The organism is Bradyrhizobium ingae, from assembly GCF_055791185.1.
Genome location: NZ_JBVUBB010000016.1, coordinates 21224 through 46465, shown reverse-complemented (window position 1 = coordinate 46465; position 25242 = coordinate 21224). Strand labels below are relative to the sequence as shown.

23 protein-coding genes are annotated in these 25242 nt (G+C 63.1%); 7 read left to right on the top strand and 16 right to left on the bottom strand.

The genetic code is table 11. The features are described 5' to 3' along the window. Positions 1-61: 61 nt before the first annotated feature. Positions 62-1564 carry a flavin-containing monooxygenase gene (locus tag ACV1FX_RS22515; RefSeq protein WP_473119751.1) on the top strand — a complete coding sequence of 501 codons (1503 nt, stop codon included), beginning with the start codon at positions 62-64 and terminating at the stop codon, positions 1562-1564. A 193-nt stretch (positions 1565-1757) separates the two neighbouring features. Here ACV1FX_RS22515 and ACV1FX_RS22510 read toward each other — a convergent pair whose 3' ends face one another. From ACV1FX_RS22510 to ACV1FX_RS22485, 6 genes are all read right to left on the bottom strand, one after another. Beyond that, positions 1758-2579 carry an MlaD family protein gene (locus tag ACV1FX_RS22510; RefSeq protein ID WP_473119750.1) on the bottom strand — a complete coding sequence of 274 codons (822 nt, stop codon included), beginning with the start codon at positions 2577-2579 and terminating at the stop codon, positions 1758-1760. An 85-nt stretch (positions 2580-2664) separates the two neighbouring features. Continuing rightward, positions 2665-4878 (bottom strand): acetate--CoA ligase family protein, encoded by a 2214-nt coding sequence (locus ACV1FX_RS22505; protein ID WP_473119749.1) that lies wholly within the window; start codon positions 4876-4878, stop codon positions 2665-2667. Positions 4879-5001: 123 nt separating this feature from the next. Beyond that, positions 5002-5994, bottom strand: a complete 993-nt coding sequence (locus ACV1FX_RS22500) for a glycosyltransferase family 2 protein (protein ID WP_473119748.1) — start codon at positions 5992-5994, stop codon at positions 5002-5004. A gap of 173 nt (positions 5995-6167) precedes the next feature. Continuing rightward, entirely contained in the window at positions 6168-6884 is a 717-nt protein-coding gene (locus ACV1FX_RS22495) for a DUF1614 domain-containing protein (RefSeq protein ID WP_473119747.1), read from the bottom strand. Between the two features lie 162 nt (positions 6885-7046). Then, entirely contained in the window at positions 7047-7616 is a 570-nt protein-coding gene (locus ACV1FX_RS22490) for a class GN sortase (protein WP_473119746.1), read from the bottom strand. A 202-nt stretch (positions 7617-7818) separates the two neighbouring features. Continuing rightward, positions 7819-10083 carry a marine proteobacterial sortase target protein gene (locus ACV1FX_RS22485; protein ID WP_473119745.1) on the bottom strand — a complete coding sequence of 755 codons (2265 nt, stop codon included), beginning with the start codon at positions 10081-10083 and terminating at the stop codon, positions 7819-7821. A 188-nt stretch (positions 10084-10271) separates the two neighbouring features. On the opposite strand from ACV1FX_RS22485, the gene ACV1FX_RS22480 reads away from it, so the two are divergent. The 3 genes from ACV1FX_RS22480 to ACV1FX_RS22470 are packed head-to-tail and all read left to right on the top strand — an operon-like array spanning position 10272 to position 13276. After that, the gene (locus ACV1FX_RS22480; protein WP_473119744.1) at positions 10272-11033 is read left to right on the top strand and encodes a helix-turn-helix domain-containing protein; all 762 of its coding nucleotides are present in this window, start codon (positions 10272-10274) and stop codon (positions 11031-11033) included. 51 nt (positions 11034-11084) lie between these two features. Further along, a complete protein-coding gene (locus ACV1FX_RS22475; protein WP_473119743.1) occupies positions 11085-12620 on the top strand; it encodes a glycosyltransferase family 2 protein in 1536 nt (511 codons plus the stop codon). Continuing rightward, on the top strand, positions 12620-13276 hold the full coding sequence (locus ACV1FX_RS22470; RefSeq protein WP_473119742.1) for a glutathione S-transferase family protein: 657 nt from the start codon (positions 12620-12622) through the stop codon (positions 13274-13276). The genes ACV1FX_RS22475 and ACV1FX_RS22470 overlap by 1 nt, the downstream gene beginning before the upstream one ends. A gap of 169 nt (positions 13277-13445) precedes the next feature. Here the strand turns inward: ACV1FX_RS22470 and ACV1FX_RS22465 are convergent, their stop codons facing one another. After that, positions 13446-13670 (bottom strand): hypothetical protein, encoded by a 225-nt coding sequence (locus tag ACV1FX_RS22465; RefSeq protein WP_473119741.1) that lies wholly within the window; start codon positions 13668-13670, stop codon positions 13446-13448. Between the two features lie 59 nt (positions 13671-13729). Then, on the bottom strand, positions 13730-14158 hold the full coding sequence (locus ACV1FX_RS22460; protein ID WP_473119856.1) for a GAF domain-containing protein: 429 nt from the start codon (positions 14156-14158) through the stop codon (positions 13730-13732). A 697-nt stretch (positions 14159-14855) separates the two neighbouring features. On the opposite strand from ACV1FX_RS22460, the gene ACV1FX_RS22455 reads away from it, so the two are divergent. Continuing rightward, complete coding sequence (locus ACV1FX_RS22455) at positions 14856-15044, top strand: hypothetical protein (protein WP_473119740.1); 189 nt, start codon at positions 14856-14858, stop codon at positions 15042-15044. A gap of 205 nt (positions 15045-15249) precedes the next feature. Then, a complete protein-coding gene (locus tag ACV1FX_RS22450; RefSeq protein ID WP_473119739.1) occupies positions 15250-16050 on the top strand; it encodes an AraC family transcriptional regulator in 801 nt (266 codons plus the stop codon). Positions 16051-16155: 105 nt separating this feature from the next. Here ACV1FX_RS22450 and ACV1FX_RS22445 read toward each other — a convergent pair whose 3' ends face one another. The 7 genes from ACV1FX_RS22445 to kce all read right to left on the bottom strand — a co-directional run bounded on the left by ACV1FX_RS22445 (position 16156) and on the right by kce (position 23086). Next, a complete protein-coding gene (locus ACV1FX_RS22445; protein WP_473119738.1) occupies positions 16156-17151 on the bottom strand; it encodes an ABC transporter ATP-binding protein in 996 nt (331 codons plus the stop codon). Next, positions 17148-18158: an ABC transporter ATP-binding protein gene (locus ACV1FX_RS22440; RefSeq protein ID WP_473119737.1), complete on the bottom strand. Its 1011-nt coding sequence runs from the start codon at positions 18156-18158 to the stop codon at positions 17148-17150. Before ACV1FX_RS22440 ends, ACV1FX_RS22445 begins: the two co-directional genes overlap by 4 nt. After that, complete coding sequence (locus tag ACV1FX_RS22435; protein WP_473119736.1) at positions 18158-19051, bottom strand: ABC transporter permease; 894 nt, start codon at positions 19049-19051, stop codon at positions 18158-18160. Before ACV1FX_RS22435 ends, ACV1FX_RS22440 begins: the two co-directional genes overlap by 1 nt. Before the next feature lie 9 nt (positions 19052-19060). Next, positions 19061-20008 (bottom strand): ABC transporter permease, encoded by a 948-nt coding sequence (locus tag ACV1FX_RS22430; protein ID WP_473119735.1) that lies wholly within the window; start codon positions 20006-20008, stop codon positions 19061-19063. Between the two features lie 41 nt (positions 20009-20049). Continuing rightward, positions 20050-21648 (bottom strand): ABC transporter substrate-binding protein, encoded by a 1599-nt coding sequence (locus ACV1FX_RS22425; protein WP_473119734.1) that lies wholly within the window; start codon positions 21646-21648, stop codon positions 20050-20052. A gap of 197 nt (positions 21649-21845) precedes the next feature. Continuing rightward, the gene (locus ACV1FX_RS22420; protein ID WP_473119733.1) at positions 21846-22034 is read right to left on the bottom strand and encodes a hypothetical protein; all 189 of its coding nucleotides are present in this window, start codon (positions 22032-22034) and stop codon (positions 21846-21848) included. 113 nt (positions 22035-22147) lie between these two features. After that, entirely contained in the window at positions 22148-23086 is a 939-nt protein-coding gene (kce, locus tag ACV1FX_RS22415; protein WP_473119732.1) for a 3,5-dioxohexanoate:acetyl-CoA acetone transferase, read from the bottom strand. Between the two features lie 68 nt (positions 23087-23154). On the opposite strand from kce, the gene ACV1FX_RS22410 reads away from it, so the two are divergent. Next, the gene (locus ACV1FX_RS22410; RefSeq protein WP_473119731.1) at positions 23155-23931 is read left to right on the top strand and encodes an SDR family oxidoreductase; all 777 of its coding nucleotides are present in this window, start codon (positions 23155-23157) and stop codon (positions 23929-23931) included. An 80-nt stretch (positions 23932-24011) separates the two neighbouring features. Here the strand turns inward: ACV1FX_RS22410 and ACV1FX_RS22405 are convergent, their stop codons facing one another. Further along, positions 24012-25166 carry an iron-containing alcohol dehydrogenase gene (locus ACV1FX_RS22405; protein WP_473119730.1) on the bottom strand — a complete coding sequence of 385 codons (1155 nt, stop codon included), beginning with the start codon at positions 25164-25166 and terminating at the stop codon, positions 24012-24014. Between the last annotated feature and the right edge of the window lie 76 nt (positions 25167-25242).

Genomic DNA, 25242 nt, shown 5'->3' with positions numbered 1-25242 from the left:
CCGTCGCGGAGGAAACGCGTCGCCCGATCAAGGGCGGCCTCAAAAAGGCAAAGAATCAACAATGAATGTCGCCATCCGTACTCAGCCAACCACGCAGCAAGCCACTGAACATTTCGACGTTCTGATCGTCGGCGCCGGCATCTCCGGCATCGGCAGCGCCTATCATCTGACCAAGCAGCTTCCTGGCACGAGCTTCGTCGTCCTTGAAACGAAGGACAGCTTCGGCGGCACCTGGATCACGCATCGCTATCCCGGCATCCGGTCCGACAGCGATCTCCATACCTTCGGCTATCGCTTCAAGCCCTGGGTGGGGCCGCCGATTGCGACTGCCGATGAGATCCTGGCCTACATGAACGATGTGATCGAGGAGAACGATCTCGGGAAGCACATCCGCTACGGGCACAAGATCAATTCGGCCCGCTGGTCTAGCGAGACCAATCTCTGGACCATCGAGGCGGTGACGACCGATGCCGGCGAGGCAAAGACCTTTACTGCCAACTTCCTCTGGATGTGCCAGGGCTATTATCGCCATTCCGAAGGCTATACGCCGGAATGGAAGGGCACGGACAAGTTCAAGGGCCGCATCGTCCATCCGCAGACCTGGCCGGATGATCTCGATCTCACGGGCAAGAAGGTCGTGGTGATCGGCTCGGGTGCGACGGCCGCGACGCTATTGCCGAACATCGCCGACAAATGCGCGCACGCCACCATGCTGCAGCGCTCGCCGACCTATTTCCGCATCGGCCGCAATGCCATCGAGATCGCGGAGGAGTTGCGCCGGCTGCAGGTCGATGAGACCTGGATCCACGAGATCGTGCGGCGGAAGATCCTGTTCGAGCAGGATGCGTTCACAAAACTCTGCGTGGCGAAGCCTGAGGAGGTAAAGAAGGAGCTGATCGGGCAGATCAGTGCGATCCTCGGTCCGGACTACGATGTCGAGACGCATTTCACGCCGACCTATCGGCCCTGGCGGCAGCGCATCGCCTTCGTGCCGGATGCTGACCTGTTCAAGGGTATCGCCGGCGGCAAGGCCTCGGCCGTCACCGACGAGATCGAGTGCTTCGTTGAGAACGGCATCCAGCTCAAATCCGGCAAGCTGCTCGAGGCCGATATCATCGTCACCGCGACCGGTTTCAACCTGGCTGCACTCGGAGACATCGCCTTCGAGATCAACGGCAAGCCGCTCGCCTTCGGCGACACCGTCACCTATCGCGGCATGATGTTCACGGGTGTGCCGAACATGGTGTGGGTGTTCGGCTATTTCCGCGCCAGCTGGACGCTGCGCGTCGATCTCGTCGCCGATTTCGTCTGCCGGCTTCTCGGCCACATGAAGGAGAAGGGTGCTGGAAAGGTCGAGGTCAAGCTGCGTGCCGAAGATCACAACATGCCGATCCTGCCCTGGATCGATCCGGAAAACTTCAATCCCGGCTACATGATGCGCAACATGGACCTGCTGCCCAAGCGTGGCGACAAGCCGGAATGGCAGCACAGCCAGGACTACTGGACCGAGAAGGACGAGATCCCGAAGACGGATCTGGATGACAAGGCATTTGTGTACGGGTGAGGTGTCTTGCCTTCGCGTCAAACCCAATGTCGTCCTGGCGAGAGCCAGGACGGTGAGGACCTAAAGCATGATCCGGAAAAGTGTGAAGCGGTTTTCCGAAAAGATCGTGCGCAAACAACAACCTAAAGCGCGATGACGATTTATTCTCATCTCGTCGCGCCTTAGGAATTCCTTCGCGTCGCGTTGATCGCGATCACTGCTTCTGCTGCGTGGGCTTGCGCGGCGGCCGCGGGGCCACCGGCGTGCCGGCCATCTTGTTGGCAGCCTCGCTGATGTCGAGGAGTGTACGGCGGCCGTCCTCGATGAAGCTCGCCGACTTCTTCTTCATGGTATCGGCGAGTTCGCGCAGCCCCTTCAACTTCTCGAACAGTTCGTCGGCCTTGCCGTCGGCGAAGCCGGGCACGACATTCTCGATCTTGGTGACCGCATTGTCGAAGCTCGCGAAGCCCTTGTCGATCTTGCCCATCACGGCATCGATCTCGTCGCCCTTGTCCTTGAGGTCGGCGGTATAGTCTTCGAATGTGCGCAGGCCGTCCTTGATCGCGGCCGAGTTGCTCACGATCATGCGGTCGACATTGTGCAGGGTCTCGACGATCGACTCGGCGTCGCTGAGGTCCGCGGTCAGTACGGGAATGCCGTCGTCATCGAGCGGCACAGGCGGGGCCGAGGGCGCGCCGCCGATCAGCGAGATCGCGGCGATGCCGGTCAGGCCCTGGAACTCGATGCCGGCTACGGTGTCCTTGCGGATCGGGGCCGCGTTGTCGAGCATGACGAGCGCGACGATCTTGCGCGGATTGTCGAGCTTGATCGAGATGATCTGGCCGGCCGGGACGCCGTCGAAATTCACCGGGCCGCCCCGGCGCAGGCCGCTGGCCGAGCCGCCCTCGAAGACGACGCGTAGCTGGCTGCGGCTCTGTGCCGCGCGGTATTTCTGCACGCCAAGCAGTCCGCCGAACGCCACGGCGATCGCCAGCAGCGTCACGGTTCCGATCATCAGATTGCTTCTGTGCGCCATAGTCCGTTCCGGCTCGTGCCCCGCCTTCGAGGAAGGCAGGGTCGCAGACCGATTTTATGGGCAAAGCAACTCCAGTGGAAGCCGATCAATGCCCTGCCGCGCGTCTTGCGGCGGCATTGTTGAGGACGATCAACGCGTCTACCGCGACACCGGTTTTGCTGTTGATCAGGAACGGGTTGACGTCGATCGAGGCGATCCGGTCGCCGGCATCTGCGATCAGGTTGGAGAGGCCGACCAGGGCCTTGACGGCGGAGGCCTCATGCAGCTTCGGCTTGCCGCGATAGCCGCGCATCTTGACGCCGGCCTTGGTGCGGCCGATCAACTGCCGTGCCTCGGCCGCATCGAGCGGCGCACCGGCTAAAGCGACGTCCTTCATCAGCTCGATATCGACCCCGCCGGTTCCGAAGAGCACCACCGGCCCCATCTCGGCGTCGAGCGAGGCGCCGACCACGAGCTCGAGATCGGCCTTGACCTGCTGCGCGATCAGGATGCCGTCGAGCCTGGGCTTGCCCTTCAGCCTCCTGACCCGCGCGGTGATGTCGTTGAAGGCCTGCTTGACCTCGCTCGCGCTGTTGAGGTTGAGAACCACGCCGCCGATGTCGGATTTGTGCAGGATCTCCGCGCTGACGACCTTGGCGACGACGGGAAAACCGATCTGCTTGGCGATCTTCGCGGCCTCGGCCGGCGTCTGTGCGATTCCTTCCTTGGAGACCGGGATGCCGTAGGCCTTCAACAGCGTCTTCGAGGCAACCTCATCGAGCGCGGCGCCGGTGGCGGCCTTCAGCGTTTTCTCCAGCACGGTGCGCGCCGCCGGCTTCGAGCTTGCGACGACATCGGGCACTTCCTTGGCGAGTTTTGCGTAGTCGAGCAGCGACCTGATAGCGGTCACCGCGCGGTCGAGGCCTTGCATGACAGCGATATGCGGCAGCGATGTGCGCAGGGATTTTGTGAATTCGGTGAAGCCGATCGACATGGCACTGATGTAGATCACCGGCTTTGCGGCTCGGCTCGCCATCTCGTTGACGATGCGCAAGTTGCGCTCGCGCTGCTCATGTGGCGCTTTCGGTAGTTCTGCATCGATGATGACGATGTCGAGGTCGGGATCGTCGATCATCAGCTTGATCGATCGCATGTAAACGGAGGGGTCCACCACCGCAGCGAAGCCGGCGTCGAGCGGATTGCCGACGATCGAGCCGGGACCCAGCATCTTTGCGAGTTCGCCGCTGACATGCGGGCTTAGCGGCGCAAAATCGAGCCCGGCCGCATAGAAGGCATCGATCAGAAGCCCGCGCTTGCCGCCGGAGAGTGTCACCGCCGCAAGGCGATTGCTCTTCGGTACGCTGCTGTGCACGAAACATTCGGTGGTCTCGATCAGCTCGTCGAGACCGCGCGCGCGGATCACGCCCTCGCGCGTTGCGATCGCGTCGAAGGTTTCTATTGAGCCGGCTAGCGCGCCGGTATGCGCCATCGCCGCCGCCCGGCCGCCCTCCGAGGCGCCGAGCTTAAGCGCGATCACCGGCTTGCTCGCGGCACGCGCCGCCTTGCAGGCGTCACGAAACGCCTTCGTGTTGCGTACGCCCTCGAGATAGACGACGATCACGCGAATGCTTGGGTCTTCGGCGAAATAGCGCATGAGATCCGGCGTCTCGAGCCCGGCCTCGTTGCCGGTTGTCACCATGTAGCCGACACCGACGCCGCGATCCTCCAGTGCCTGGCGGATCGCCATCACGATGGCTCCGGATTGTCCGGCGATCGCCACCGCGCCCTGTTCCATGGTGACGACGCGGTCGTCGATATTGGTGAAGAGTTTTTCGCCGGCGCTCAGATTGCCCAGGCAATTCGGGCCGGTCACCGCGAGGCCGGTCTCGCGTATCGCCTGCTGCAACTCGCTTGCGAGTTTCTGGCTCTCCTCATCCTGCAATTCGCTGAAGCCGGACGTGACGATGGTGGCAGAGCGTGCGCCGGCTGCGGCAGCATCGCGGATCAATTGCACGGCGAACCGCGCCGGCACCAGCACCAGCACGTGATCGGGCTGTTCGGGGAGGCTCGAAAAGTCCTTGTAGCAGGGCACGCCCCAGATCGTTTCGCGCTTCGCGTTGATCGGAAACAGCGATCCTGCGAATCTGTACTTGATCAGGTTGTTCCAGATCCGTTCGGCATAGTTGCCTGGTTTGTCGGTGGCGCCGACCAGCACGATGTTGCGTGGATGAAGCATCGCGTGGATGTCCTTCACGACGACGCTGGCGTCGGGAGCTGGAGACCATGGCAGGGCGGTCGCAGCAGTCAGCTTTGCTTCCATGGTTCCTCACCTTGTTCTTCTTGGCGTGCGTTCTTGTCGGCACGTCCGCTTTTGTAGGGTGAGTTCGCACAGGTGGCAACCGCGCGGCCGGCATGCCGCCGCGCGGAATAGGGCGTGTTGCAATCAGTACTTCAGGAGGCCGAGCTTGTAGCCGTAGTGGTAGGCGATCTGGAGCGCGAGATAGGGCGCGATGACACGGCGGATCTCGGTCTGTGTCGCGTCGAAACCCAGGACGCGCCGCCGCAGAATTCCCATCTCCTTCACGCCCACCGCATAGGTGGCGGCAGTCTTCTGCGCATCGTGGATGCGGAAGCACGACAAGAAGCGCGGCAGACGAACGAATTTGAAGCCTGCCGCCTGCGCGCGAAGGATGAAATCCCAATCCATCGCGAAATGGAAACTCTCGTCGATCGCCCCGACCTTGTCCCAAACCCGCTTGCGCCAGAACATGGTCTCCTGCGGAATGTAGTCGGCATATCTCAGCGTCTTGCCGTGATACGGCGGCAGCACGGCGCGGCCAACCTCCAGGCCGTCGCGATCGACGAACACGCGATGCCCGTAGACGATGTCGACGTTCGGATTGGACATGAAATAATTGGCGACATAGGCGAGCGTGCCGGGCAGCAGCATATCGTCGCTGTTGAGGTACGCCATGATCTCGCAGTCGACGCCTGAAAAGCCGATATTGATGGCATTGGACTGGCCCTTGTCGGGCTCACTGCGCCAGCTCAGGCCGTTGCCGCGTTTGCTCAGCAACTCAGCCGTTCCGTCGATCGAGGCGCCATCCTGCACGTGATAGTGCAGGTTCGGATAGTTCTGGTTGAGGATGCTGTCGATGGTGGCGTCGAGATAGTGCACGTGATTGTAGCTCGGCGTCACCATCGCGATCCGCGGCGCGTTCGCAGGCGCCGGTAGCGTGGGCTGAAAGCAGTCCCCATTGAGCAGGCGCGGCGGATATTGCTCGAACGTCCACATCGGCGGTCGCCGCCAGAGGCTGCGCAGCGACTCCCGTCGTTGTCCCGCGGCGATGAGATGCTGATTTCTCTCCAGAAGTGCGATGCGATTTTCGATCTGATCGAGCTGTTGCAAGACCTTCTGCTTGAATTCGTCGTCCATCAATAAAGTTCCGCAACGCAAATGTAGTATCAAAAATCGCCGGCCAGGCCGTTCGCTACGAGCCGTTCTCTATAGGTCTACGGCCGGCGACGCCAGTTCAGTTCCCCGCTCCAAATGGTGCCCGGAAGCCATGGTTAGAAGCCATAGTTAATTGTGCGCGACATGAGAAGCTCTCACCAGACCTCCCTGGGTCTCGAGGGCGAGGCGATGCCAGCCAGCAGTACGGCGAGGATGCCCGTGAGGAAAATGCCGTCGAATGTGCCTGCGCCGCCAATCGATGCGACGGGGGCGCCAAGATTGCCGATCTTGTCGAGGTTGAGCAAATCGGCACCGATCAGGGTGCCCATCGAGCCGCCAATATAGGCGAGCGGCGCGGCATACTCGCGTGACAGCAGAAAGGCCAGGATCGCCGTGACCACGACCGGCGCAAAGACGGGAACGGCGATGCCGACTCCCTGCACCGGCGTCGCCATCATGTGGATGACGAACGCGATGGCAATCACCGCGATCGCAGCCTTCAGCCAGAGCTGGTAGCGCAGCACGAGATAGCTCGACATCAATGTCGGGATCACGGCGCCACCGACGTTCACCGCAAGCACCGTGCCCGGCCATTGCGTCACCAGCGGTACCACATAGCGCATGCCGAAGAAATCGACGATCTCGCCCGAGCGCACCGCCTTCCCCGGCAGCACAGTGACGGGAATGTTGAAATAGCTGCCGACCAGCGAGCCGAACAACAGCAGCAGCGCAACGCCCGGTCCGACGCCAAGCTTCATATAGGCGTAGCGCAGGATGCGGAGCTGGATCAGGATGATCAGTCCGGCAAACAGCAGCACCAGGATGGAGAAGAGGCCCGGTGTGATCGGCAGGTACTGAACTTGTGAATGCATGGTCACACGACTGGATCTGAGCGTGGCACGGCCCTGCCAGCATCCCACGGGACGGCCGTGATGACAAACCGGGAAGCGGTTACCCCTCGCGACGCACGCGGAACGCGTTGATGCGGAAATCATGCTCAAATAGTGAGCTAAAGCGCGCTGACAGTTCGCGCTTTAGCTGTCGGTTCCAATCAGCGTTGCGTGCAGGATGTATCGGTCGGGGCCTGAGGTGAGCGCGTCGAACGGCCAGCAGGTCGACAACACGAGTTCGTGGCCCTGTGTATCGGGATCGATGCCCGAGGCGTCGAAACGCACGACGGCCGACGAATCGGCCCGGTAGCGGAAGCGCTTGCCGTCGCTACGCGTGACCTCGATCTCGTCACCGATGGCAACATGCTGCAGGAAACGGAAATGCGTGTCGCGGTGTGCAGCGTAGACGGCGACGCCGCGCTCGCCGGCATCCGCGGTCTGTTCGACGTGTCCGGGACCGAAGGCGAGCGCCTGGCCGCTCGAGCCGGCGAGCACGATGGCGCTGGCGCCGATCCGCGTCACCGCGATCCGTGCCACCGGCCACGTATCCGCCCACGACCACGGCTTGACCGGCTGGCCGCTTGCGATGCTCCTTGTGAATGCACGTTCCAACAGCACCTGCGCCAGCCATGCCTTGGCGTGGATATAGGCGCCGTCGCCGAACAGGACGAGACCGACGAGGGCCAGAACGAGGGGGGAGATCAGGCGGGGCACTTTTTTCTCCTGTCATTGCGAGGAGCGAAGCGACGAAGCAATCCAGACTGTATCCGCGGAAGCAGCCTGGATTGCTTCGCTGCGCTCGCAATGACGAATCTCGTTGGACCAGTGTTGAGAAAAAAAGCGCGCGCGGCTGTTTGGGGCGGGTGACGGACAGCCGCGCGCGCTGGAGAAGAGGAGGTGGCTGAGACCCCCTCTTTCACCCGGCGTCAGTGAGCAAAGGCTGACGCCGGTTGAACACGAACAGGACCAGGCTGAGCAGCAGCACGATCAGTCCTGCGATCATTTTCAGTTCGGCCGAAGTTGCCGTCTTCGGCAGGCGGACCGTGTCGGCCGCCGCAGGCGTCGGGCGCCGCGCGGTCGGCTGGCCGCTCGCATCCGCATGACGCTCGCGGAGCTGCGTCGGTACTTGCTGCGGCCGTTCGCCGAACACCTTTTCAAAGTCCCAACCAGCCGGCAGGTTGATCGGCAGCTCGCTGACCTTCAGTGGTTCGCCTTCGGGGCGGCTCGGCGTCTTGTCGACGGCGACGAGGCTGGTCAGCCGGGTGACGATCTGGTGCTCCAGTGCAAGCCGCAAAATGGCCTTGTCGGCATCCTCCGGGTTCATCTGGCGCATGGTGCGCGCCACCTCGGCATCGCCGATCTTGCGATTGGCCCAGACCTTTGACAGACCCTTGCCCTCGGCCGCGCTCTGCAGAGGCAGCGTCACCGACCACGGCCGGTCACCGACGCGGCCCTTGATCTCGAGCGAGCCCGAAAGCTTGTCGAGCTTTGCCGCGAGCACCAGCGGCTCGTCGCGATAGACGTCGGGAATGATCGCCGGCGTGATATCGGCCGAGGCGTCCGAGAACCTGGCGGAGAGACCGGTCACGGCCGGATTTTCCAGCTTGGCGAACAGACCGCGCATGCGCTCTTCGACCTGCTCGACCGAGCCGATATGCGTGAAAGCGCCGCGGCCGAGCTCGGAGGCGCGGGTCATCAGATAAGTGTTGGGCGCAGAGCCGATGCCGACCATGAAGATGCGCGAGCGGCCACGCATCGCCGTGATCGTTTCGAACAATTGCTGCTCGTTGCCGATGGCGCCGTCGGTCAGGAACACGACCTGGCGGACCATGCTGGTGTCGCCGAGACCATCGGTCAGCGCCGCGCGCATCGCCGGCACCATCTCGGTGCCGCCACGGGCCTGAAGCGCGTCCACGAAAGCGGTTGCCTGCCGCACATGCTCTACATCTGCCGGCACCGATGTCGTGAACAGCACGTCCATGGTGTCGTCGAAGCGGATGACGTTGAAGCGATCGGCCGGCTGTAGACGCGCGAGGGCGTAGTTGAGGCTTGCCTTGGCCTGGATGATGGAGGTGCCGCCCATCGAGCCGGAATTGTCGATCACGAACACGACTTCACGCGGCAAGGGTTTTTGCGCCGCCTGCTCGATCGACGGCGGGGTCACGAAGGCGAGCAGGTAGTCGGCGTCGCCGACATGCTCGCGGAACAGGCCGACCGACGGCGCCTTCTCGGCCGCGGGCTTCCAGGTCAGTTCGAAATCGCGGTCGGCGGGCATGGTGTCGTCGGCAAGACGAACGATCCGCGTTGCATCGTCGGGGCTCTCGATCTTGACGGCGTGGTGATGGCTCTTGACCTCGCCGAGCGCAAAGCCCGCCTGAAGACGAACCGTGATGCTTGTCGGATTGACCGGCGGGTTCTTGGCGGGGTCCAGCACGGGCGACGAGATACGGTCACGATCCGGTACCGGGTCGTTCTTGATTGCGCCCCAGCCGGAGCCGTCGGGACGGAAATCGGCGCTCTGCACGATCGGCGCCGGATTGTAGCGTGGCCCGACCACCAGCGGCACGCGTAGCGAGTATTCGTTACCGGACTGGTGCACCGGCTCCTGATATTCGATCTGGACCAGCACGGTTTCACCCGGGCCGATATTGGCGACCGAGTTGGTGAAGATGTTCGGCCGCTCCTGTTCGGTGAGCGCGGCCTTCTGGCCGTCCCGGCGCGCCTGCTCGTAGATTACGCGCGCCTGCTGCCGCTCCTTGATGTCGCCGACGATGACACGGTCGCCGACCACCATCTTCAGCGTGTCGACCGCGCCGTTGGCGGCCATCGGATAGACGTAGGTCGCCTCGACCCAGTTCTTGGTGGGATTCCTGAACACCTGCGTGACGCGAGCGCGCAGCGTGGGGCCGGAGACGGTGATGTCGACGTCGATGCCGAGCCGGACGGCCTCCGTGGTGGCGCCCTCGTCCTTCAGAAACAGCGTCCCCGAGCGGGCCTCGCCAGGCTGCAGCACGCTTGCCTGCTCCGACGTGGCCGACCAGCTCGGCACGAAGCTCACGAGCAGGGCCACGAAGGCGATCAGGATCACGGCAATGCCCTGCGCCAGCAGAAACAGCCCTACATTGATCAGCTTTCGCAGCATGGGGTGCTCGTCAACGTCGGTCTCGTCATAAATGCTCATCTCACCTGCTCCCGAAGCAACGGTTGTCTGGCCTCTATTTCGGCCGCGGAGCCCTGATTTCGCGAGCAGAATGATCGGCAATGTTCGGCCGCCGGCCACCCGGACCGGCCGCCGCGGAGACGGTCCTGTGCGGTTTTGTGCTGATTTGTCCGGCCTGCTAGAGTGTCCGTCTGGAGCAGGGAATAGCGATGCACACGCCGGACAAGCAGCTTACCGAGGAGCAAAGCCGCGAGGTCGCGGAGAAAATCCGCGAGGAGCTTGCCAAACGGCGTATCTCCCGGCAGGCGCTGGCCGAGCAGGCCAAGCTCAGCCTGTCGACGCTGGAGAAGGTGCTGGGCGGCCGGCGCCCGTTCACGCTGGCGACCACGGTGCGGCTGGAGCAGGCCCTGGGGGTCGCCTTGCGAAAAAATCACGCCGCGCCGACAGCGCTGGCCGCAGGCAACGATGTCGCGCCTGACAGTCTGGGCTCCTATTCGCACCGCGCGGTGACCTGGCTCGAGGACGTCTACATCACGCTGCGACCGTCATTTGGCGACAAGGATGCGTTGTTTGCCTACCGGACGGAGATCTTCTGGGAGCCGAAAGTATCGTCGCTGGTCTTCCGCGAGGGTGAGCGCACGGACGCCGCCTACGAGCATGCCGGTGAGGTCGCGGTTCCGCATCAGTCCGGCTTCATCTATCTCGTCATCAACCGGCACGGGCAGCACCGCGTGATCACGGTGTCGCGGCCGACGGTGGCCGGCGAGATGTATGGCATCATCTCGACATTGCGCGCCGGCCCGGGCTCGCAACTGACGCCGATCGCGGCCCCCATCGCCCTCGTGCCGGCGCGAAACGTCAAGACGCCGACCTTGGGACGAATTTCCCCCGACAACGTCAACTACGCGCTGTACCGTGACCATCTGCGCCGTACGGTGGACGAGCCATTCGCGCTGTTCCTTCCGGTCTAGCGGCTCTTTCGTCCAGGCGTTCTTATTGAATTCATTTTGCCAGTGTCATTCATGTCCAGTCCGCAAGTCGTGCCCGACGCCGAACGTCCGCTGTTCTCCGTCATCATTCCGCTCGAATTTCACCGCGGACAATGGGAGCAGTCATGGCAGGGCTGGATGTCGCAGACCATCGCGCGCTCGCTTTACGAGATCATCCTGGTCGTGCCGCCGGACTTCTCGCCACGCGAAGATCTGTCCGTGCTTGCCGGCGGCGAGGCACGGCTCGAATTCTGCGATTCGGCCCATGACATCGGGCTCTGTGCGTTCGGCGCGACAAGGGCGCGCGGGACATATTTGTTCTTCACGGAGTCGCACTGCTGGCCGGAGCCCGACGTGCTTGCGCTCTGTGTGCGCGCCTTCGAAGATCATCCCGAATGGTCGGGCTTTTCCTGCAAGTCGATTCCGGTCTGCCACAACCGCCTGTCCGAAGCGGAAGCCGCGATGTATCAAGCCGACATCGATTTCGGCATGAAAGTGCATCCATGGCGCAAGGTGCTGGACCAATGTTTCGTGACGCGTCGCGAGGTCTATGAGGAATGCGGCGGCCTGCGCGAGGAGCTCGGCCATTTCGCAGAATGGGTGCTCGCGGCCGCCTACCATGCGCGCGGCCGGGTCATCGGCTATCTCGAGGAGGCCCGCTTCCATCATTACTACGTCGGGCGGCTGTCCGACCTGAAGACGTTCACGCTCGATTTCGTGGAAGGCGAGATCCGTTACCTCGGAGAAGCGCGGCGCGAGCCGGGCAGTGAGCTTCTGGAAATTCCAGTCGAATGGAGCCGCCAGGACAATTTCGATCCCGCGCTTGCGCGGCGTGCGCTGAGCGCCCTGGTGCTGGACGGCCGTTCATGGTTGAGACGACCCCACGAGACATGGCGCGGACTCAGGCGCTGGATCGGGCCTACGCTGTTTGGCGACCTCCTCGCGCGCGTTGCGGCGCGGCTCGCGGCAGCCCATGCCCGCTGCGTGTTGACCGTTCTGGCGCGCTTCGGCTCGCGTGAGAACATCGCGCGCTGGATGAAGCGTTACATTGCGGCCTTGATCGACTTTCAGCGCCTCGATTGCATCCACCGTATTCGCGAGGCCGGAGACGATTCCTTGCAGCGGCTGGGCAAGTCCGTGCTTGCACAGGCCGGCTTCAACGCGCCGGAGATCTGGCAAGGCCGCACCTTCCGCTGGAGCGAGCCCGAGGCAGCGGTGCGGATCAGCGCGCCGCTTGGCCGCAACGTCGTCCGTGTTCAATGCCTCAACGTCCGCGAACCCCTCGATCGAATCGGGCTATGCTTCTATCTCGACGGCGCGCACGTCGCCGACCGAGCGATCGCGATCCAGGAGGACGGCGTCGAGGTGTGCCTAGAACTGCCATCGTCGGGCGAGGCCACACTGGCATGGACCTGTCGCCGTTTTCCGGCGGTGGGCGATCCACGCCGCCTCGGCCTGCCGGTGGTGGGGATCGAAATGGGGAACGATGCGCAACCGTGCGAGGCGGCCGATGAGGCCATGGCACTTCGCAAGATGGGCACGCTGCCCGGCAGCAGGGGAAACGCCTGATGATCACGCTCTATCATTGCGACGCGGCGCGCTCCTTCCGTCCGCTCTGGATGCTGGAGGAGATGGGCCTGCCGTATGAGCTGAAGATGCTGCCGTTCCCGCCGCGCGTCTTCGCCAAGGAGTATCTTGCGATCAACCCGCTCGGCACGATCCCTTATCTGATCGACGGCGAGACCAGGATGACGGAATCCTCCGGCATCTGCCACTATCTCGGCACCAGATACGGGCCGACGCCGCTGATGGTCGATGCCAACGATCCAGATTTCGGCGCCTTCCTCAACTGGATGTATTTCAGCGATGCGACGCTGACCTTCCCGCAGACGCTGGTGCTCCGTTACGCCGAGCTCGAGCCGGAGGAGCGACGCAATCCGCAGGTCGCCGGCGACTATGCAAAATGGTTCCTGGGGCGGCTGCGCGCGGTCGAGGCTGCGACCGCAAATACGGAGGCCTTGTGCGCCGGCCGCTTTACCGCCGCCGACATCGTGATCGGTTATGCGCTGCGCCTTGCTGAAAACATTGGGCTTTCGCGGGATTTCGGGCCAAATGTCGCAAACTATTGGGCGCGGCTGCAGCAGCGCGATGGTTTCAAGCGGGCCGTGGCGGCAGAACGCAAAGCCGGCATCGAGCAGAACGTCGCGCCAAGGCTGAGGCCGTGAGGGAGCCCGTCATTCCAGGGCGATATCTCGCAATCGAGTGTTCAGCAACTTGGCACTGTCACAGCCGGAGCAAACGCTCCGCGCAATATCGCCGGATATTGCCAGCCTGTGTCACGCGTTTTTCGGGCCAAAGCGCCGCAGCCCTGCGATCTCGGCGTGTTGCGCGGCCCTACCGCCGCTGCGGCAAAGCCGAATAAGGCCGATCGCGCTGGACCTCAGCAAGCGCTTCATCGCTCTCTTTCGGGACGTGGGCAGAGCGGCCTAGAAACGTGTCCGGGGCTGGCGTTTGAAGGATGTCCTTGGATTTCTCGATGACCTCGCGCATGCGAGCATCCTGCTCTGTGACCTCAGAAGCCAGATCGCGGGCGCGATAGATGTTGGTGTTGCCCGGCATGACCGGCGCTCCTTTCCCTGTGCAGGCGGGAGCACGCTCGGTCTCTCAGCCACCGACGCCTACGGGCAGAGCCTTGGCCGGTAACTTGGCCGGTGATGTGATCTGAACGGGAAGTACCGCGATTGGTTCCCTAGGGCCATTCGCAAATTCAGGCGGGCACGACCGGTGCTACTCCGTCTCTGAGATGATCTTGCTGCGGTTCGCGTCAGCATTGACGGGAGGTCAAGGTCGCCTTGCGTAGGTGCTGTTGGGGACCTGTAATACATTGCGAACGTCCCGAGTATGCGCCCGTTTGGCGCTTCGACAGGAAACGACCAGCACGCGCGGTAATCGAACTCCTTCGCGAGCCACCGCCACCACGCCCAAGTCGGCTCTTCCGTCACATCCGGAGTAACGACAGCCTGCCGGGTGGCTGCGGCCAAGCCACACACTAATGACAGAGGGCTTATCGCGAACCCGTCTACACATCGCGCGTATTCATTCGTCATACCGGTGATATGGTGGAGCGTTGTCCGCTGGATGTTGGCGAGATAGAAGGCCGCTCTCGCTTTGCTTGGCGCGAGACTTGGCGATTGCTCTTCCTCCGGGAACAATTTGCGGGCGCGGGGCTTTTTCTTTTTTATGACGGACAGTTCGCAAAGTGCCATTCAGTCGTTGGTCTGGGCCATCGAGGAGATCGCGAAGACCGGCAACAAAGAGGCCGAGCATCACGCGCGCCTCGCATTGAAACACCTGCAAGGCAAGGCGCCTGACGAACCTCCGACGTCTCGCCGACATCCTTAACCCTTAACTGTTGCAAGGCAGATGAGGTGCGAGCCGCTCAGCATGATCCATTTGAGCGAGCGTCGTGATGGACATCGACCGGCAACGAGGATGCATTAAAGTCCACGTCCTCGATGGTCCTGATGATCAATCACGGTGCTCGCGCATGATCTGCATATTGGCTTAGCACAGGATCTGGAGATGCTCTTCGCACGTGCCCAAGCCGCAACGCTCCGGGCAAAACTACCAGCGGAACTGATTTTTCTGCTTCGCATGAAAGCTTGTTGGCGCAGATAGCCGCGCGGCACTTGAAGCGCTTCAGTCCGGCCGATCGGAAGAGAAGCTACCCGCAGGATTTTCCTGAAACTCGGCCTGTCTAGCAGCCGTTTCCAGCCCAAGCTGTCGAAACCTAGTGCCGTCGGCATGAGCGTGCCGTATGGTCCCCCTGACCTGCCAGGCCACCTTTCTGGCCCGTATCAGGTGCTCTATCGCTTGCTCCCTAACTCGATAGCTATCCTCGATAGCCCGGTCGGCGCGCTTGAGCAGATCATCCATCTGCTCATAAAGCAGGACTGGATCGAACGTTCCGACGAACCGGACCCCATGGACTGACCAGATGCCCGGGCGAGGTCCGGGAGATGAACCCGCGGCAATTCCGGGCGTGCTCCTTCCAGGTTCCAGGCTCGCTCCTGCGGACCGCCCGGGAACGACGGTGCGAGCTTGGTGACAGCGCTATCCCGTCGTGACACCAAGCGAAATTCCGCTAAGGTGACACCCCATCTGCAGCGGCCGAAGAGCCGCGCAAGGAGGGCCGCCGATGGAAGATAGAGGTCGCGAATCCGACCATTTGATGCTGATCACGCCGGAGCGCGTGTTCTATGCGGGGCTGCTTGGCCGGCCGCGCCGGCGGACCGCCGGCTGCTGCCACGTCTATGTCGCTATCAAGGGCTGCCTTCATCTGACCATCGACGACGTCCACACCACCGATGTCCTCGTCGTGACCCTGCCCAACGAGCGGCACACCATCGCGAGCGATTATCGCACCGTTATAAGTGTGACGCTCGAGCCAGAGAGCATGCCGGATGGCGTGATCGAGGCATTGCGGCAGCGCCTGACCGGACCGGACAAGGCGGCCTGTGCGCGAAAGATCCTCGCCGCTTACGCGTGCCTGCGCCAGCGCCGCTATGGCGACGTCACCACCGCCGAATTCGACGAGATGTGTTTTGGCGAGGCGCTGCCGCGGCGCGTGCTCGACCCGCGTGTGATGCGGGCGATCGCGCGCATCGGGCGTTTCTCCGGCGAACCGGTGACGGCGGACATTTGCGCGACGGAAGCAGGGCTCTCAGCCTCGCGCTTCCTGCACCTGTTCAAGGAAGAGACCGGCATCTCCTTCCGCTCCTTCCGTGCCTGGAAGCGCGCGCGGCACCTGCTGCACTTCGCCAACCAGGACCTCAACCTTGCCCATCTCGCGCAGGATATCGGCTATCCCGACAGTACCCATTTCAGCCATTCGATCCGTCGCTTCTATGGCCTGAAGCCGCGCGCCATCTTCGTCGGCTCGCGCGATCTTGCGATCTACCGCAGCGATGAGACCATGAAGCTTGCGGAAGCAAGCTAGCTGCAAATTTTGTAAGTGCGCAAAGCGCTGCGTGGCCACCGCCTCTACCGCAATGGTGGAGAGATGGTGGGCACGGCGCTGACGCACCTTTGCCCACCTAAGCGGCTAACCGACCTGCGATGATCGCCCCGTCCCCTCGTTCAACAGGCACGCTACCTGGTGCCGACAGCCGACAGCCGCCAACGCCGGCCGCTCCGTCCTGCATCGTTCCATCGCAAATCGGCAGCGGGTGTGAAACGCACATCCCGAGGGCGGGTTGACCGGGCTCGGCACGTCGCCATCGACCAACGGCGCAAGCTTTTTCGCGAGCGGGTTGGCGATCGGAACGGAGGCGAGCAGGGCTTGCGTATAGGGATGGCGCGGATTCCTGAACAACTCGTCCTTGTCCGCGATCTCGACGATGCGGCCGAGATACATCACCGCGACACGGTGGCTGATATGGGCGACCACGGCCAGATCATGCGCGATGAAGAGATAGGAGAAGCCGTGCTGGCGTTGCAGGTCGATCAGGAGGTTGATCACCTGCGCCTGGATCGAAACGTCGAGCGCAGAAACCGGCTCGTCGCAGACGATCAGCCGCGGTTCGAGCGCGAGCGCCCGCGCGATGCAGATGCGTTGGCGTTGGCCGCCCGAGAATTGGTGGGGGAAGTTGCGCATCTGATCGGGCCGCAAGCCCACCTGCTCGAACAGTTTCGCGACGCGCTGTTCAAGTTGTTTTCCGTTCGCAAGGCCGTGCACCGCGATCGGCTCGCCGACGATGTCGCCTGCCACCATGCGCGGGTTGAGCGAGGCAAAGGGATCCTGGAACACGATCTGCATCGAACGGCGATGTGGCCGCAACTCGGTCTTGGAGAGATGGGTGATGTCCTCGCCGTCGAGACGGATCTGGCCCGAGGTCGGCTCGACCAGCCGCAGCACGCTACGCGCAACAGTCGACTTGCCGCAGCCGGATTCGCCGACCAAGCCCAGTGTCTCGCCTGTGCCCAGCGAAAAGCTGACGCCATCGACTGCGTGCACGGTGCCGACCTGTCGTCGCAGCACGCCGGCGCGCACAGGATAGTGCTTGATCAGGTCGGTGACCTCGAGCAGTGCCTTGCTCATGCCACCTCCGCCGCAACCTCGGCCGCGCGCCAGCAGGCGGCGAGATGACCGCTGCCCTGATCCATGAGCGGCGGATACTCCTCCTCGCAGCGCTTGACCGCGAGCTTGCAGCGTGGCGCGAAGGCGCAACCTTTTGGCAGCCGCACCAGTGAAGGCACGGTGCCGGGGATTTCGTTCAGCCGCGCCTGCACCGCGACACCGGACGCCGGGACCGCCGGGATCGAAGCCATCAGGCCACGCGTATAGGGATGCTTTGGTGCGGCGAACAGTGCCTCGACGCCCGCTTCTTCCACCTTCTTGCCCGCATACATCACGATCACGCGCTGCGCGGTCTGCGCGACGACACCGAGGTCATGCGTGATCAGCACGAGGCCGGTGCCAAGCTCCTTCTGGAGGTCGAGGATCAGCGCCAGGATCTGCGCCTGGATGGTGACGTCGAGTGCAGTGGTCGGCTCGTCCGCGATCAGCAGCGCGGGCCGGCAGGCCAGCGCCATCGCGATCATCGCGCGCTGGCGCATGCCCCCGGACAATTGGTGCGGATATTCCCTCGCGCGCCGCGCCGGCTCGGGAATACGCACCAGGCGCAGCATCTCGACCGCGATGTCGTGAGCCTCCTTGGTCGAGATGTTCCGGTGCAGTCGCACGGCCTCGACGATCTGGTCGCCGATCCGCATCACCGGATTGAGCGAGGTCATCGGCTCCTGGAAGATCATGGAGATGCGATTGCCCCGGATCGCACGCATCTTCGCATCGTCGAGCGCAAGCAGATCGGTGCCTTCGAGCATCACCGATCCGCCGACGATTCGACCGGGCGGATCGGGCACGAGCCGCATCAGGGAGAGCGCGGTCACGCTCTTGCCGCAGCCGGATTCGCCGACGATCGCCAGCGTCTCGCCGCGTCTCACGTGAAAGGAGAGGTCGTCGACCGCCCTGAACAGGCCTGAATTGGTGAAGAACACCGTTTTCAGGTTCTTGACGTCAAGTACGAGCTCGGATGCGTCGCTCATCAGCCTCGCTGCCTCGGATCAAGAATGTCGCGCAGCGCATCGCCGAACAAATTGGTGCCGAATACGGCAAGGCTGATCGCAATCCCGGGAAAGATCACTAGCCATGGCGCAGTGCGGACATATTCGGCGGCCGATTCCGACAGCATGCGGCCCCAGGATGGATAAGGCTCGGGAATGCCGAGGCCGAGAAACGAAAGCGAGGCTTCGGTGAGGATGGTCGAGCCGAGCTGCGCGGTTGCAAGCACGATGAGCGGCGCCAACGTGTTCGGCAGCACATGCCGCAGCGCGATGCGCACCTCGCTCATGCCGATCGATTTGGCGGCTTCGACGAAGGGCTGCTCGCGCAGCGCCAGCGTGTTGGCGCGGATCACGCGCGCCACCGTCGGGATCAACGGAATGGCGATCGCGATGATCACGTTCGGCAGTGACGGCCCGAGCGCGGCCGTCATCACCAGCGCCAGCACCAGAAGCGGCAGGGCCTGGAGGATGTCGGATACGCGCTGGAACACGAGATCGACCCAGCCGGAGAGATAGCCCGAGGTCAGTCCCACGATGACGCCGATCGAGCCGCCGAGCGCGGTCGAGCCGAGGCCGACCGCCAGCGAGATTCGCGCGCCATGGATGATGCGGCTGAACACGTCGCGGCCGAAGGAATCCGTGCCCATCCAGTGCAGCGCGCTCGGACGCGCCAACGCATGCGCGGCATCAACGGTGAGGGGATCGAAGCGGGCGAGGACATTGGCAAAGATCGCCGTGAACACGAACAGCGTCATGGTGATCAACCCGGCCGCGCCCAGCACGTGGCGTCGCGCCAGGAACAGCACGCGCCGCCAGCCGCCGGTTGCGCCTGCACCTGCGCGCTTCAGTTCGAGATCGTAGTCGATTGCAGCCAAGCGGATCCCCTAGTCCGTAAACCGGATGCGCGGGTCGAACACCGCGTAGAGCATGTCGACGGTGAAGTTCGCAAACACCACGACCACGGCGATGAACATCACGAGGTTCTGCACGATCGGATAGTCCCGCCAGCGGATCGCCTCCACCAGGAATCGAGCGACGCCGGGGATGTTGAACACGGTCTCGGTGACGATGAGGCCGCCGATCAGGAATGCCGCCTCGATGCCGATCACGGTGATCACGGGCAAAATCGCGTTCTTCAGCGCGTGGTGATAGTTCACCGCGGCGTCGGAAGCGCCCTTCGCGCGCGCGGTGCGGATGTAGTCCTGCCGCAGCACCTCCAGCATCGAGGAGCGCGTGATGCGCATGGTGAGCGCGGCGCTCCGGAAGCCGACCGCGGCGGCTGGAACGGCGTAGGTCGTGAACGCTTCGAGCCAGGTCTGCGGATTGGGGTTGAAGATCGGCATCTGCCCGAACATCGCGACCGACGCGGTAAGGATCAAGAGCCCGAGCCAGAAAGAGGGCAGCGACAGCCCGCTGAGGCTGACGACACGCAATGCATAGTCGAGCTTCGTTCCCTGCTTCACCGCACTGATGACGCCCAGGGGAATGCCGATGGAAGCCGAGAACAGCAGCGCGAGCCCCGCGAGACGCGCCGTGATCGGGATACGCGGCAGGATCTCCTGGAGGGCCGGCTTCTCCGAGACATAGGAGTAGCCAAGATCGCCGCGCAGAAGACCGCCGATCCAGTGCAGATACTGCACGACCAGCGGCTGATCGATGCCAAGCTCCCTTTCCAGATTGGCCTTGTCAGCGGGGTCGACATAACCGGCCGCGGCGAACAGGATGTCGACGATGTTGCCGGGAACGATGCGCAACAGCAAGAAGATGACGACCGAGATCCCGAACAGGGTTACGAGCATCAGGAAAAGGCGGCGCACCAGATAGGCAAACATCCTTCGCCTCCCGCCGGATACCTAACAGCCTGTCCGCCGCACTACTTGTCCAGCCACACATCCTCGTAGCGGTAGCCATTATAGGAGGAGTTGGTCATGATCGTCACGCCCTTCACAAAGGGCTGCCAGCAGGTGCCCGCGCGCGCGTGGAATATGATCGGGCGGGCGACGTCCTCCTGAAGCTTCTTGTCGATCTCCCAGACCAGCTTCTTGCGCTTCTCGACATTGGTCTCCTGCGACTGCACGTCGAACAGCTTCTCGATATCCTTGTTGCAATAGTTGGTGTAGTTGCGCTCGGAACCGCAGGAATAGTTTTCGTAGAAGGACTGGTCGGGATCGTCGACCGCATTGCCCGTGAGGTTGAGACCGAGCATGTAGTCCTTGCGCGCGACTTTTGGGAACCAGTTCGCGGTCTCGACCACGTCGAGCTCGCCGTCGATATAGATGCTCTTGAGCTGGTCGATCAGGATCACGGCGGGATCGCGATATTCCGCGATATTGCGCGTCGAGACCTTCACCGCAAGATGCTTGTCCGGGCCATAGCCCGCCTTCTGCATCAGCTTCTTCGCCTCCTCGCGGTTGGCATTCACGTCCGGGCCATAGCCCGGAATGCTCTCCAGCAAGTCCTTCGGCATGCCCCAAAGCCCTTGCGGCGGCGGCTGCATCGTGCCGCCGATGTCGGCCTGACCCTCGAACAAGATGGAGATAAAGGCCTTGCGGTCGAGCGCCAGCGCCATCGCGTGTCGGATGTCGATGTTGTCGAACGGCGGCGCCGTCGAGTTGACGATGATGTTGGTCGAGACGTTGTCCGGCTCGACCACGCAGACCGCGTTCGGCGCCTGCGTCTTCACGTCCTTCAGGAGCGGGATCGTGATGTGTGTCGGAAACGTCATGTCGAACTTGCCGGCGACGAAAGCGAGGATCGCCGTCGAGCGGTTCGGTATGATCGTGAACTCGATGCCATCGAGATAGGGCCGGCCCTTCTTCCAATAGTCGGGATTACGGGTCAGCTTGATCGATTCGTTGGCCTTGAACTCGACGAATTTGAACGGACCCGTGCCGATCGGATGCGTGCGCATGTCCGCGGGCGAGACGTGGCAGGGATAGACCGGCGTGTAGCCCGAGGCAAGCAGCGCCAGCAGCGAAGGCTGCGGCCGCTTCAGGTTGAACGAGACCTCGAAATCGCCATTGGTGGTGACGTCATTGACCTCGTTGTACCAGGCCTTGCGCGGATTCTGCCGGAATTTCTGCTGCGACTTGCCCATCAGCATGTCGAAGGTGCATTTGACGTCGGCGGAGGTGAACGGCTTGCCGTCGTGCCATTTCACGCCCTGACGCAGCTTGAAGGTCAGCGTCTTGTTGTCATTGACCCATGCCCAGCTTTCGGCGAGCTCCGGGACGATGTCGTCCATGCTGTTTTGCGGAACGTCCTGCTTGTAGATGACGAGGTTGTTGAAGACAGGCATGAAGGGAATGTTGACCGAGTAGGTCGCGCCTTCATGGATCGAGGCGTTGGCGGGGCTGTCGCGGTGATACATCCGCAAAATGCCGCCCTGCTTGCCCTCGTCAGCCAGCGTGATGGTGGAGACCGTCAGCACCGACAGCGCCACCATCGCGGCGAGCGCCCTCCCGCTCCGCATGCTTCTCTCCCTCGAGCCTCAAGGCCTTGTGCAGCCTGTTTGACGACGACGATAGCCATGCCCGCGAGGGCAGGCAACGGCCAAGGCTGGTTGCGGCCTTGGCAATTCGGATGACGTAAAGCCGCACGGCACCTCATTCTCTCACGATGTGAGAGAACCCGACGTCATCGTTTTCGATGATTGGAACCAGCTTGATGCTACGGCCGCGCTTGCGCGCGGGCGGGCATCAGCGCCAGGACGATCGAGGGCAGCGGAAAGAACAGCGCGCCAAGGACGAACCAGACGCCCCATGAACGCCCCTTCTGCGCCGCGAATTTCGCAGTGCAGCGCCCACATAGGGCCAGGATGGCAAGAAGGCCGACAACGAAGAGGATCGCGGCGAGCATTGCAAGCTCCAGGGGGATGCTGTCAGGCAGCATACGGGACCACCGCCGCACGCGCGACCGAAGCCGACATCCGCTGGTTCAAAACTGCGAGATCAGGCAGGTTGGCCGGTTCATCACACCTGCAGCGTATCGCCGCCCTTCAGATGCAGCATTTCGCGTGCCTCGTCGGAGGTGGCGACCTCGAGGCCGAGGCCCTCGATGATCTTGCGGGCGAGACGCACCTGCTCGGCATTCGACGAGGCCATGCGGCCCGGCGCGGCCCAAAGCGAGTCTTCCAGGCCGACACGGATATTGCCGCCCATCGCGGCGGCCATCGCCGCGATCGGAAGCTGGTGCCGTCCCGCGCCCAGCACCGACCAGATGAACTTGTCGCCGAACAGGCGCTCCGCGGTGCGCTTCATATGCAGCACGTCCTCGGGATGCGGGCCAATGCCGCCTTGCAGGCCGAACACGGTCTGAACGAACAGCGGCGGCTTCACCAGGCCCTGATCGAGGAAGTACTGTAGATTGTAGAGATGCGCGGTGTCGTAGCATTCGAACTCGAAGCGGGTTCCGGTCTCCGACAGCGTCTTCAGCACGAACTCGATGTCCTGGAAGGTGTTGCGGAACACGATGTCCTTGTTCTCGACATGCTTGCGTTCCCAATCGTGCTTGAAGGTCTTGAAGCGGTTGAGCATGCCGAAGAAGCCGAAATTCATCGAGCCCATGTTCAGCGAGGCGACTTCCGGCTTGTACACCGCGGCCGGCCGCACGCGCTCGTCCACCGTCATAGTCGGCGCGCCACCAGTGGTGAGGTTGATCACGGCATTGGAGCGCTGCTTGATGATCTTGAGGAACGGCGCAAAGGCCTGCGGAGATTGATCCGGCTGGCCGGTCTCGGGATTGCGTGCGTGCAGGTGCACGATCGCTGCACCCGCTTCGGCGGCTTCCACCGCCGCGTCCGCGATCTCCTGCGGCGTCACCGGCAGGGCAGGGGACATCGACGGCGTGTGGATCGCGCCGGTGACGGCGCAGGTGATGATGACTTTGCGGGCCGATACCTTGCTAACCATGGGTTTGCAACTCCGAGGCGGCTGTGATCTATCCTCACGCTTAGCATCAAGATACGATCGGAGCCATCATGGATCTCGACATCAAGGGGTTGCGCGTATTGGTGACCGCTGGGGCGGGCGGCATAGGGCTTGCCATCGCCCGCCGCTTCCTTGCCGAGGGAGCCAAGGTGCATGTCTGCGATGTCGACGAGATGGCGCTTGCCGCGCTGACGAACAGCGATCCCGCCATCACGCGCTCGCAATGCGACGTCTCCGATCGCGCTGCGGTGAAGACGATGTTCGACGAGGCGGTCCGTGCGATTGGCGGGCTGGATGTGCTCGTCAACAATGCCGGCATCGCCGGTCCGACGGCGAAGGTCGAAGAGATGAATCCGGAGGATTGGGACCGCTGCCTCGAGGTCTGCCTCACGGGCCAGTTCAACTGCACGCGGCTGGCGGTGCCGCTGCTCCGCGAGAGCAAGAACGCCTCGATCGTCAACATTTCGTCCGCGGCCGGAAAGGTCGGTTTTGCCATGCGCACGCCCTACGCAGCGGCGAAATGGGGCGTCATCGGCCTGACCAAATCGCTCTCGATCGAGCTCGGCCCCGACAACATCCGCGTCAACGCGATCCTGCCCGGTCTCGTCGCCGGCGACCGTCAGCGCCGCGTGCTGGAAGCGAAGGCACAGCAGCGCGGCATCTCCTATGCCGAGATGGAGCGCATCGCGTTCTCCTACACCTCGATCAAGGACTACGTGACGCCGGAGCAGATCGCCGATCAGATCCTGTTCATGGCAAGCCCGCGCGGCCGCACGATCTCGGGCCAGGCGATCTCGATCTGCGGCGATACCCAGATGCTGGGTTAGGGCGTACCGACGAATTCAGTCGTCCTTCCGGGGCGCGCGAAGCGCGAGCCCGGGACGACACCGAGTTTGTGGTCGTCATGCTATGCAGCGAGAAGCAGGATTTCGCGCACCTGTGCGGGCCCGTCGATCTTGCGCGGGTTGCGCGGCACCCAGGGCGTGCGCATCGCCTGCCCGGCGATGCCATCGAAATGCTCGGGCGATACGCGCATCTCGGAGAGGCTGCGCGGCATGCCCAGCGAGCGGATGAAGGCATCCAGCACGTCGGCGGCATTCTGGCCCGGAAAGCCCATCGCGGCCGCGACGATCATCTGGCGGTCGGCATTTTCAGGCTCGTTCCAGCGCATCACGGCCGGCAGCATGATGCAGGACGTGTAGCCATGCGGCACGTCGAAGGCCGCGCCCAGAACGTAACCGATGCCGTGGCTCGCGCCCATGGGAACGCCGGCGGCGAGCGCACCCATCGACAGCCAGGTTCCGATCTGCGCATCCATTCGCGCGTCGAGATCTGAAGGGTTGGCCTTCACCCGCGGCAGCGCATCGGCGAGCATCGCGAGCCCCTTCACCGATTGTGCGTCGGCATAGGGATGCGTCTCGCGCGAGCAGATCGCCTCGACGCAATGGTCGACAGCACGGATGCCGGTCGAGAGGAACAGCCATTCCGGTGTATGCACGGTGATGGCGGGATCGAGGATCGTCGCCCGCGGCACCATCAGCGGGTGCCGCAGCATCTGCTTCACATGCGTGCTGCGATCGGTTACCCCTGCGATCGCGCTGAACTCTCCGCCGGCGATCGTGGTCGGCACGCTGACTTGGCGCACCGTCGGGGCGGTCATCTCCGGCGCCACGCCCTTATGGACGCGGATGCGCTCGATGCCATCGACGCTGTCGATTTCGTTGGCGAGGCAGAGCTGCACCGCCTTGGCGCCATCGGTGATCGAGCCGCCGCCGACGGTGACGATCAGATCCGCCTTCACGTCTCGCGCTGCGTTGGCGGCCGCGATCACCGCCTCGCGCGGCGTATGCGCTGGCATCGCGTCGAACAAGCCCGCACAGCGCGAGCCCAGCGACTGCTTGATTTTCTGGATTTCGTTGGTCTGCCGGTTGAGAGTGCCCGAGACCATCAGGAAGGCGCGGTTCGATCCCAGGCGATCCATCTGCGCCAGAATGGCGCCCGCGGCCGGATGGCCGAACACGACCTCCTCGATCGCGCCGAAAACGACACGTCCTTGATGCACGCCTGTCCTCCCGGACAATTCGTCTTGTTTTTGTTCGATTAATCTAGCCGAGCCACCGGCGCCCGTCATGCGCGAA

Excerpts from the sequence above, each read along its gene's own strand:
- ACV1FX_RS22515 (WP_473119751.1), top strand. The coding sequence starts at position 62 with ATGAATGTCGCCATCCGTACTCAGCCAACCACGCAGCAAGCCACTGAA.
- ACV1FX_RS22510 (WP_473119750.1), bottom strand. The coding sequence starts at position 2,579 with ATGGCGCACAGAAGCAATCTGATGATCGGAACCGTGACGCTGCTGGCG.
- ACV1FX_RS22505 (WP_473119749.1), bottom strand. The coding sequence starts at position 4,878 with ATGGAAGCAAAGCTGACTGCTGCGACCGCCCTGCCATGGTCTCCAGCT.
- ACV1FX_RS22500 (WP_473119748.1), bottom strand. The coding sequence starts at position 5,994 with ATGGACGACGAATTCAAGCAGAAGGTCTTGCAACAGCTCGATCAGATC.
- ACV1FX_RS22495 (WP_473119747.1), bottom strand. The coding sequence starts at position 6,884 with ATGCATTCACAAGTTCAGTACCTGCCGATCACACCGGGCCTCTTCTCC.
- ACV1FX_RS22485 (WP_473119745.1), bottom strand. The coding sequence starts at position 10,083 with ATGAGCATTTATGACGAGACCGACGTTGACGAGCACCCCATGCTGCGA.
- ACV1FX_RS22480 (WP_473119744.1), top strand. The coding sequence starts at position 10,272 with ATGCACACGCCGGACAAGCAGCTTACCGAGGAGCAAAGCCGCGAGGTC.
- ACV1FX_RS22475 (WP_473119743.1), top strand. The coding sequence starts at position 11,085 with ATGTCCAGTCCGCAAGTCGTGCCCGACGCCGAACGTCCGCTGTTCTCC.
- ACV1FX_RS22470 (WP_473119742.1), top strand. The coding sequence starts at position 12,620 with ATGATCACGCTCTATCATTGCGACGCGGCGCGCTCCTTCCGTCCGCTC.
- ACV1FX_RS22465 (WP_473119741.1), bottom strand. The coding sequence starts at position 13,670 with ATGCCGGGCAACACCAACATCTATCGCGCCCGCGATCTGGCTTCTGAG.
- ACV1FX_RS22460 (WP_473119856.1), bottom strand. The coding sequence starts at position 14,158 with ATGACGAATGAATACGCGCGATGTGTAGACGGGTTCGCGATAAGCCCT.
- ACV1FX_RS22455 (WP_473119740.1), top strand. The coding sequence starts at position 14,856 with ATGAGCGTGCCGTATGGTCCCCCTGACCTGCCAGGCCACCTTTCTGGC.
- ACV1FX_RS22450 (WP_473119739.1), top strand. The coding sequence starts at position 15,250 with ATGGAAGATAGAGGTCGCGAATCCGACCATTTGATGCTGATCACGCCG.
- ACV1FX_RS22445 (WP_473119738.1), bottom strand. The coding sequence starts at position 17,151 with ATGAGCAAGGCACTGCTCGAGGTCACCGACCTGATCAAGCACTATCCT.
- ACV1FX_RS22440 (WP_473119737.1), bottom strand. The coding sequence starts at position 18,158 with ATGAGCGACGCATCCGAGCTCGTACTTGACGTCAAGAACCTGAAAACG.
- ACV1FX_RS22430 (WP_473119735.1), bottom strand. The coding sequence starts at position 20,008 with ATGTTTGCCTATCTGGTGCGCCGCCTTTTCCTGATGCTCGTAACCCTG.
- ACV1FX_RS22425 (WP_473119734.1), bottom strand. The coding sequence starts at position 21,648 with ATGCGGAGCGGGAGGGCGCTCGCCGCGATGGTGGCGCTGTCGGTGCTG.
- ACV1FX_RS22420 (WP_473119733.1), bottom strand. The coding sequence starts at position 22,034 with ATGCTCGCCGCGATCCTCTTCGTTGTCGGCCTTCTTGCCATCCTGGCC.
- kce (WP_473119732.1), bottom strand. The coding sequence starts at position 23,086 with ATGGTTAGCAAGGTATCGGCCCGCAAAGTCATCATCACCTGCGCCGTC.
- ACV1FX_RS22410 (WP_473119731.1), top strand. The coding sequence starts at position 23,155 with ATGGATCTCGACATCAAGGGGTTGCGCGTATTGGTGACCGCTGGGGCG.